Genomic DNA, 8404 nt, shown 5'->3' with positions numbered 1-8404 from the left:
CCCAGCCGGCGGGTGATCGGCTCGATGAAACTGTCCATCGCCGCCAACAAGCGGTTGCGGCTGCGGAAGTGGTTGATGATGGCAATGGTCGCGCCTGGACGGCTGACCCGCAACACCTCGCTCATCAAACGTCCGGCATCGGGCACTACGCTTACGACGTGGAAAGCCATGACGTAATCGAAGGCATTGTCGGGGAATTTCAGGTTCATGGCGTCCATCTCGATGACCTTGAGGTGTCGCCATCCGTTCCGGCCGATCTTCTCCTGTGCCTGTTCGAGCATGTCCGGCGCCAGGTCTACACCGGTGACCTGACAGTGCGTCGGATAGGCGTCGAAAGATAGGCCGGTTCCGACGCCGACTTCGAGCACGCGTGCCCCGGGCTCGATCTTCAGCGAGCGGATGACATGGGCGATGCGTGGATAGAAGACCCGGGTGAAGAGCCGGTCATACAGGTGCGAAAACTCGTAGTAGATCTTGCTTTGATGCGCTTGGACCTCTTCTATGCTCGACATGATCTCTCCGCTCTTATTGTGACGTGGGCTTCTGGCGTTGCGTTGGCGTCCGCTCAGGCCGCCGTCTCCCCGTGCAGCTGACGCTTGAAAAGCGCGATGTCCCGCTTGCGAAAGCGCCATTGTCGCCCCTTCTTGAAAGCGGGCAGGATGCTCTTGCGCGCGTACTCGTTCACCGTGTCGGGGCTGAGATCGAGAATCTGGGCGACATCCTTGCTGTTCAAGATCGCGTCGTCTCGTTCCATCACTCACAGCTCTTGGCAGCAATGTTCGCCACTGACCGCAAACCGGTAACACGCTGTGTTAGTTCAGTCAAGTTGGAAGCGGAGGCTAGCCCGGTTCCGGGGTTGCGGCGGACTAATCCGATCGTCCGATCGATAAGGTACGCTCATTTGCTTGCGGCGTGCCGCAGATCGCGCAGGCGGAGCTGAATCGACGTGGTTCCGTTCCATTCGTTGCGTTCGGGTGAAAACAAGATATCGAGAGCGGCCCCCTCGGCGATCGAGGCCTCCGCCATGCCGAAGCCGATGGCCGACAGTGTACGACTGCCGTCACGCAGGGAGAGCTTCAGATGATTTGTGCCGACCGTCCGGCGCGAGACGACGGCGACGTTACGGGAGAGAAAAACCGGTTCCGGGTTGCTGGAGCCGTGCGGTTCCAGCTGGCCCAGCTCCTCCACCAGCGCCTCACCAACCTCGGCCAGCGTCAGCTCGGCGTCAATCGTGGTCTCCGGGACGAAATCCTGCGGCCGTGTCGCCGCCCGTACCGCCGCCTCGAATTGCTCGGCAAAGACTGGGATCCGCTCCTGCCGAATGCTCAGGCCCGCAGCCATGCGGTGGCCGCCAAATCCCTCCAGGGATTGACGGCAGACCTTGAAGGCTTCGTGCAGATTCAAGCCGCGGATGCTTCGCCCCGAACCGCGTGCGATCCCGGTATCGCTACTGATGGCGAGCAGGACCGCCGGCCGATAAAAGCGCTCCACCAAGCGGGACGCTACGATACCAATCACGCCGGGGTGCCAATCGGAGGATGCCAGTACGATGGTCCGCCGATCGGCGAAATCGCCGTCACCTTCCACGCGGCGGACCGCGTCGGCCAGGATCTCCTGCTCAATCGCTTGGCGGTTACGGTTTTCCTGGTCCAATTCGGCGGCGAGCTGCTCGGCGCGCGCGCAGTCATCGGTGGTCAGCAGCTCGACCGCTTGGGTCGCGTCGGCGAGCCGCCCGCTCGCGTTGAGGCGTGGTGCCAAACGGAAGCCGACGACGCCGGTGGAAACCGCACTGACGCCGCTGACGGCCTTCAGTGCGACGAGACCGGGACACTGGGTTTGCATCAACTCGCGCAAGCCGTGTTTCACCAGGACGCGGTTTTCTTCGATGAGTGGGACGATGTCGGCGATAGTGCCCAGCGTCACCAGATCGAGGTAGCGGCGCAGATCCGGGAGGTTCTGGTGCCCAGCTTCCCGCAGCCGCAGGCGCACGCCTAACGCCAGATAAAAGGCGACGCCGGCGCCGCAGAGCCCGCTAAACGGAAAGCCGGCGTCAGCCTCGATCGGGTTCAAGACGGCGTGGGCAGGGAGCGGCGTACCGGACACCTGGTGATGGTCGCAGACGATCGTTTCCATCCCGAGTGTGCCGGCAAGGGCGATCTCGCGGTGGCTCACGCCGCCGCAGTCCACGGTGATCATCAGCCGTACGCCTGCTGCTGCCAGTTGGCGTACGCCGGCTTCACTGACGCCGTAACCGTCACGTAGCCGATGTGGGATATAGAGAACCGGTTCCTGCCCGAGGGCTCGCAGAAAGCGGACCAGGATGGCACTGCCGCTGATGCCGTCGACGTCGTAGTCGCCGTAAATGCCGATGCGCTCGTTGCGGCGCAGGCCCTGAATGACGCGGTCCGCCGCAGCCGGCATGTGGCGAAACAACATCGGCGAGCGCAGGTGTTCCGAAAGGCGCGGGTTCAGGAAGCTGGACGCTGCCGCCGGGGTGGTGACGCCCCGGCAGGCGAGGAGGTGCGCCAGCAACGGGGGAATCCCCAGCTCGCGGCACAAAAGATTGTCGACTTCAGGCTGGCGGGGAAGCAGCTTCCAGCGCCGCGCCACGGTCATTCAGCGGTTCCGTCGCCCGCGGGAGGGATCCATCCACAACACGATGGGACTGGCAATGTAAATCGAGGAGTACGTTCCAATGACGAAACCCACGAGGAGCGTAAACGCGAAGCTGCGGATCACGTTGCCGCCCAAGAAGAAGAGGGACAGGACGACCAGGATGGCCGTGCCGGTGGTGAGCACGGTACGGCTGAGGGTTTCGTTGATGCTGCGGTTGATGATGGTGGCCATGGAATCGCGCCGGCTCTTCCGCATGTTTTCGCGGATCCGGTCGCAGACGATCACGGTGTCGTGCACCGAGAAACCGACCACGGTCAGCAGCCCCGCCACCACGGTCAGATCGATCTCGTAGTTGACGAGGGAGAGTGCCCCGGCCGCAATCAACACGTCGTGCACCAAGGCGATGGCCGCCCCGACGCCAAACCGCAGCTCAAAGCGGAACCAGATGTAGGCACCCATCAAAAGCGTCGCAAAAGCCACCGCAAGCACGGCTCGTTGCCGGAGTTCCTTGCCGACCCGCGGGCCGACCAACTCGATGCGCAACACCTCGAAGGACTCCTTGCCGAACTTGGTTGCGAGGGCCTGTGTCAGGGTTTCGCTGATGCCTTTGGTTTCACTCGCCTCAACGGGGAGGCGTACCAGATACTCGGTACTGCCGGCGCCGAAATCCTGGATGGTCGAATCGCCCAGCCCGACCGTACTCAGCCCGGCACGGATGTCGCCGATCGACTGCGGTTTGCTGAAGCGCAGGTGCACCATGACCCCGCCGGAGAAATCGATCCCGTAGTTGGGCCCGCCGTGGTAGATGAACGAGCCGATGCCGATCGCAATCAGCACCCACGAAATGACGAGGGCGACGAGCCAGAAGCGGATGAAGTCGAAGTTCGTGCCCGGTTTGATGATTTCCCTGAACTTGGTGTTTTCCATAAATCACACGCTCACGTTCTGCAGGCGGCGGTAGGTGAGCAGGTAGTCGTACACCACACGCGTACAGACGACGGCGGTGAACACACTGCTGACGAGACCGATGCACAGGGTGATGGCAAAACCCCGCACCGCGCCTGTGCCGAACTGGAAGAGGATCAGACCCGCCAAAAAGCTGTTGGTGTTGGTGTCGAGAATCGCCGGGAGGGCGCGCTTATAGCCGGCGTCAATGGCGGCACGGGCGGTCTTGCCCAAGCGCAGCTCTTCACGGATACGTTCGTTGATCAGCACGTTGGCATCCACCGCCATGCCGATGGTGAGCACGATCCCGGCAATGCCCGGGAGGGTCAGCGTGGCCTGCATCGCCGTGAGTACCGCCATCAAGAACAGGATGTTGAAAATCAATGCCATGTCAGCCAAGACGCCCGCAAATTTGTAGTACACGAGCATGAAGATGATGACCAATGAGCCACCGACGACGAATGAGGTAATTCCCTGCCGGATGGAATCCTTGCCCAGCGAGGGACCCACGGTGCGCTCCTCGGCCACGCGTACCGGTGCCGGCAGCGCGCCGGCGCGCAGCACGATCGCCAGGTCCCGCGCCTCCTTGATGTCGAAGTTGCCGGTGATCGATGCCCGCCCGCCGCTGATGCGTTCACGAATGACCGGTGCGGAATAAACCTTGTTGTCGAGGATGATGGCCAGACGCCGGCCGACGTTGGCGCCGGTGAGATCCTCAAACTGCTTGCCGCCACGGGCGTTGAGTTCGAGGGCGACGTACGGGCCCTCGAGCTGGGTCGCCGGCCGCACCAAGGCATCGGAAATCACATCTCCGGTCATCAAGGTCTTGGCTTCCGCCAGGTACTTGGGCGTCTGACTCCGCCCGCCGGTGCGATCTGCCTCCGCTCCGCTGAGGATCTCGGTTCCCGGCGGCAAGGGCTTCTTGCCGGAGAGGTACTCCTCAGGGTCCGGAACTTCCGACAGCACCTTGAACTCCAGTACTGCCGTGCGCCCGATGAGGTCCTTGGCGCGTTGCGGATCCTGGATGCCGGGTAATTGGATCAAGATGTCCTGGGAGCCTTCACGTTGAATGATGGGTTCGCTGACGCCGAATTGGTCGATACGGTTACGGATCGTCTCGAGCGATTGATCGAGCGCCGACTCGCGCAGGTGCTGCTCCTCGCGTTTGGAAAAGACCAGCTGGATGTTGGCGGTGTCGTCTTCGGTGCTGGAGTTCTCGATGGTCAGGTTTGGGAAGCGTTCTTTCACGAGGTCGGTGAACTGGTTGCGTTCGCTGTTGTTGACGCGAACCTGAATGCTGGTGTCCTTGCGTTCGGCGGCCGTGATGCCGATCTTCGCCTCTTTGAGCTCACGCTTGAGCTCCTCGACGTTATGATCGAGGGAGTTTTCCAGTGCCTTCTGCACGTCCACCGTCATCACCAGGTGCGTGCCGCCCTGTAAATCCAGCCCGAGATGAATGCGATGGCTCGGCAGGTAATCCTTCCAGAACTGGGGCAGGTCGGTCACGAACGTGGGCACCAGATACACGATCGCGGATGCGGTGAGACCCAGAATGAGCAGTGTGCGATAGAATAGGCTCTGATTTCTCACTTCTGTTTTTCCTTCTCTTTGGCGTCCTCTGGGCCACCGGCTTTGGCCAGCGAGACGACTTGCGCCCGCTCAACGCGCACGCGAACGTTGGGCGCGATCTCCAAGGTCAGGACCTTATCGGTCAGGGCGACCACCTTGCCGTACAAGCCGCCGGTCGTGACCACCTCGTCATTGCGTTTGAGATTGGCGATCATCGTCCGCTGTTCCTTGGCCTTCTGCTGCTGGGGACGGATGAGCAGGAAGTAGAACACGACGAAGATCAAGACCAGTGGTGCAAACTGGATCAACGGCGATGCGGGCGAGCCGTGCGCCGCTTGTGCCCAGGCCGGACTTATCATGCATCAGCCTCCGCAGTCAGGTGAGCCAGGCGCTCCGCAGCCCAAGTTGCAAACCGCCCGGCGGAAATTGCCGCTCGCATGTCGCGCATCAACTGGAGGTAGAAATGCAGATTGTGCAGACTCACCAACTGTGCCCCAAGCATCTCATTGGCGGCCGCCAGGTGGCGCAGGTAGGCCCGACTGAACGTGCGGCAGGTGTAGCAGCTGCAATTGGCGTCTGCGGGCGCGTGATCACGGGCATGCTGGGCCAGGCGAATGTTGAGCCGGCCCACGGACGTAAACAGCATCCCGTTGCGGCCGTTGCGCGTCGGCAGAACGCAGTCGAACATATCGTAGCCCATGCCGACAAATCGGATCAGATCCTCGGGCAACCCCACCCCCATCAGGTACCGCGGCCGATCCCCGGGCAAGGCTGCCACCGTTTCCTCTGCCACCGTCATCGTGATCTCCCGGTTTTCCCCCACACTCAGTCCGCCCACCGCATAGCCTGGAAAGTCGAGAGCTACAAGTTCATGCACTTGCTGGATGCGCAAGTCCTTATACGTGGATCCTTGCACGATTCCAAACATCAACTGCCCGGGCGCGGTCTCCACCTGACGGGATCGATCCGCCCAATGAAAGGTGCGTGCCGCCGCCTCTTCGGCTTGCGCGCGGGTCGCGCCGGCAGGGACGCATTCGTCCAAGACCATGATGATGTCCACCCCCAGATCGATCTGGATACGAACCACATCTTCCGGCGTCAAGAATATGGGCGCACCATCGAGATGGGAGCGGAAGTTCACCCCGCCGTCCGAGATCTTGCGCAACGCAGCCAAGCTGAAAATCTGATACCCCCCGCTGTCGGTGAGGATCGGGCCGTCCCAACCCATGAAGCGATGCAACCCGCCCAGCTCCCGGATGAGGGCGGCCCCGGGCCGTATGGCCAGGTGGTACGCATTGGCGAGGACGATCTCCGCACCAATGTCTCTGAGTTGGGCGGGGGTGATGCCTTTGACCGTGCCCTGGGTTGCAACCGGCATGAAGGCTGGCGTGTTGACGAGGCCGTGAGCGGTGGTCAGGCGCCCGCAGCGGGCTTTGGCGTTGCCGTCTGACGGCGTTGCCGCGAGATCGAACGCGGGTGCCGATACGGTTGGGGTTGGCGCCGCCGTGACATCCGGCGATGGGTCCAGGACACCTGCGGCGTGCGAGATGGGGCTCATTGGATCAGCATGGCATCGCCGTAACTGTAGAAGCGATAGCGCTGTGAGACCGCTTCGGCGTAGGCGGCAAGAATGGGATCACGGCCGGCAAATGCGCTGGCCAGAAGGAGCAAGGTTGACCCCGGCAGGTGGAAGTTGGTGAACAAGGCATCGACCACACGGAACTGATAGCCGGGCGTGATGAAGAGGTCCGCCCAGCGGACACCGTGGCGCACCGTGCCGTCCAGTAACGCCGCCGACTCCAGCGCCCGTGTCGTTGTCGTGCCGACGGCGACGACGCGGCTACCAGCCGCCTTGGCTTGGGCGACGAGGGCCGCGGTGGCTTCAGGAATCTCGCACCATTCGGCCTCCATGGCGTGGTGGCTGAGGTCGGCGCAACGCACCGGAAGGAAGGTGCCGGGGCCGACGTGCAAGGTGAGCCGTGCCACCAGCACGCCCCGCGTCTGCAGCGCGGTGAGCAGCTCCTCGGTAAAATGCAATCCCGCCGTCGGTGCCGCCACGGCGCCCGCATGCGCGGCAAAAATGGTCTGGTACCGAGTATGATCGAGCCGAAGGGGACCGTCAGGGCGGCGGATGTACGGCGGCAAGGGAATCTCACCGTGCCGCTCCAGGAGCCCGGGCATGGCTACCGTGTCGTCGAATGCGATGCTGTAGTGGCCGTCGCCATGGGCGGCGACAACGGTCGCGTGCGTGCCTTCTGGAAAGCTGAGGGCCGTGCCTGGGCGCAGCCGGCGAGCCGGCTTCCCGAGACCTAGCCATAACGACTCGGCCGTTGGCCGGATGAGGAGCAATTCGACCGCTGCGCCCGAGCCGGTGCGACCGAACAGGCGTGCGGGCATGACTTTCGTGTCGTTCACCACCAGCAGATCGCCCGGGCGCAGATGTTGCGGCAGTGTATGGACCTGGGTGTGCTCGACGCCATGCCGACGACGATCGAGTACCATCAGGCGGGCATGGTCGCGAGGCTCGGCCGGCACCTGCGCGATCAGCTCAGCCGGTAAGGCGAACTGAAAGTCCGACAGCGCCAGGGCCGCTTCGGTAGATCGGTTCGAGAATGCGACGCTCTCCATGCCAGCGACAATAAAAAAAGAGGCACCTCGTCGGTGCCCTCATGGTTTGGCTCAGCGATTCCGGCCGGGGTTAATCACAAGCCTCCAGGAGTGTCAAGGCTGTGTCGTTTTTCTCAGATGGTCCCTCGATACGGCCCCTGAGAATCCTTCGATACGGCGTCACCCGACGCCTACTCAGGAGTTGCCTCCTAAGAAACAAGCGCCGCAGTGGCTGGTGCCAGTTTTACCTGCCCATCCCTTGGGCCCGACCTCACCGAGGCCCTCGATTGCCAGGAAAGCGAATCTGGTTCTGTCCCGTGCGCGACCGCAAGCACATCTGCCTGCAGCGCCAGGCGCAATGTGTCGCCGCTACGCTTGACGAGATTCACAGGCCGGACGCCACCTGCCGCCAGTAGATCGGCGACGCTGATGCGGGCCCGCGATTCGGCTAGGTCACCGATGCGGTGGGGTGTCATGCACTGATCCTCCTCCGCAGCAGTCCTTCACACTCCCGGGCAGCCGTTCAGCGCGTTGTTCACGGCCGAGAGAATCTCGTCGACAGTGATCTTACCGTCGCCGCTGGCATCGCCGTTCAGGCAGTCGGCCACCGGTGTGTTGCCGAGGGCGATGTTCACCATCGTCAGCACCTCATCCACGGTGACCCCGT

8 protein-coding genes are annotated in these 8404 nt (G+C 62.7%); all 8 read right to left on the bottom strand.

What is annotated here, in order from left to right; all coding sequences use genetic code 11:
* A partial coding sequence (locus tag VF515_18880) for a class I SAM-dependent methyltransferase (GenBank protein HEX7409698.1) occupies positions 1 to 512 on the bottom strand: 512 nt, incomplete at its 3' end.
* Positions 513 to 565: 53 nt separating this feature from the next.
* Entirely contained in the window at positions 566 to 754 is a 189-nt protein-coding gene (locus tag VF515_18875; GenBank protein ID HEX7409697.1) for a helix-turn-helix domain-containing protein, read from the bottom strand.
* A 143-nt stretch (positions 755 to 897) separates the two neighbouring features.
* Positions 898 to 2616 (bottom strand): single-stranded-DNA-specific exonuclease RecJ, encoded by a 1719-nt coding sequence (gene recJ, locus VF515_18870; protein HEX7409696.1) that lies wholly within the window; start codon positions 2614 to 2616, stop codon positions 898 to 900.
* Entirely contained in the window at positions 2617 to 3543 is a 927-nt protein-coding gene (gene secF / locus VF515_18865) for a protein translocase subunit SecF (GenBank protein ID HEX7409695.1), read from the bottom strand.
* 3 nt (positions 3544 to 3546) lie between these two features.
* The gene (gene secD / locus VF515_18860; GenBank protein ID HEX7409694.1) at positions 3547 to 5151 is read right to left on the bottom strand and encodes a protein translocase subunit SecD; all 1605 of its coding nucleotides are present in this window, start codon (positions 5149 to 5151) and stop codon (positions 3547 to 3549) included.
* Positions 5148 to 5489, bottom strand: coding sequence for a preprotein translocase subunit YajC (gene yajC / locus VF515_18855; protein HEX7409693.1), 342 nt, complete (start codon positions 5487 to 5489; stop codon positions 5148 to 5150). The genes secD and yajC overlap by 4 nt, the downstream gene beginning before the upstream one ends.
* The gene (gene tgt / locus VF515_18850; GenBank protein HEX7409692.1) at positions 5486 to 6688 is read right to left on the bottom strand and encodes a tRNA guanosine(34) transglycosylase Tgt; all 1203 of its coding nucleotides are present in this window, start codon (positions 6686 to 6688) and stop codon (positions 5486 to 5488) included. The genes yajC and tgt overlap by 4 nt, the downstream gene beginning before the upstream one ends.
* The gene (gene queA, locus VF515_18845) at positions 6685 to 7758 is read right to left on the bottom strand and encodes a tRNA preQ1(34) S-adenosylmethionine ribosyltransferase-isomerase QueA (protein ID HEX7409691.1); all 1074 of its coding nucleotides are present in this window, start codon (positions 7756 to 7758) and stop codon (positions 6685 to 6687) included. Before queA ends, tgt begins: the two co-directional genes overlap by 4 nt.
* Between the last annotated feature and the right edge of the window lie 646 nt (positions 7759 to 8404).

This window comes from Candidatus Binatia bacterium (genome assembly GCA_036382395.1).
In the GTDB taxonomy this organism is placed as follows: domain Bacteria; phylum Desulfobacterota; class Binatia; order HRBIN30; family HRBIN30; genus JAGDMS01.
This window is presented reverse-complemented; position numbering and strand designations above follow the sequence as displayed.

What these genes read in the sequence shown, in the direction of transcription:
- VF515_18875 (HEX7409697.1), bottom strand. Translation starts at nt 754, where the DNA reads ATGGAACGAGACGACGCGATCTTGAACAGCAAGGATGTCGCCCAGATT.
- tgt (HEX7409692.1), bottom strand. Translation starts at nt 6,688, where the DNA reads ATGAGCCCCATCTCGCACGCCGCAGGTGTCCTGGACCCATCGCCGGAT.
- secF (HEX7409695.1), bottom strand. Translation starts at nt 3,543, where the DNA reads ATGGAAAACACCAAGTTCAGGGAAATCATCAAACCGGGCACGAACTTC.
- queA (HEX7409691.1), bottom strand. Translation starts at nt 7,758, where the DNA reads ATGGAGAGCGTCGCATTCTCGAACCGATCTACCGAAGCGGCCCTGGCG.
- recJ (HEX7409696.1), bottom strand. Translation starts at nt 2,616, where the DNA reads ATGACCGTGGCGCGGCGCTGGAAGCTGCTTCCCCGCCAGCCTGAAGTC.
- yajC (HEX7409693.1), bottom strand. Translation starts at nt 5,489, where the DNA reads ATGATAAGTCCGGCCTGGGCACAAGCGGCGCACGGCTCGCCCGCATCG.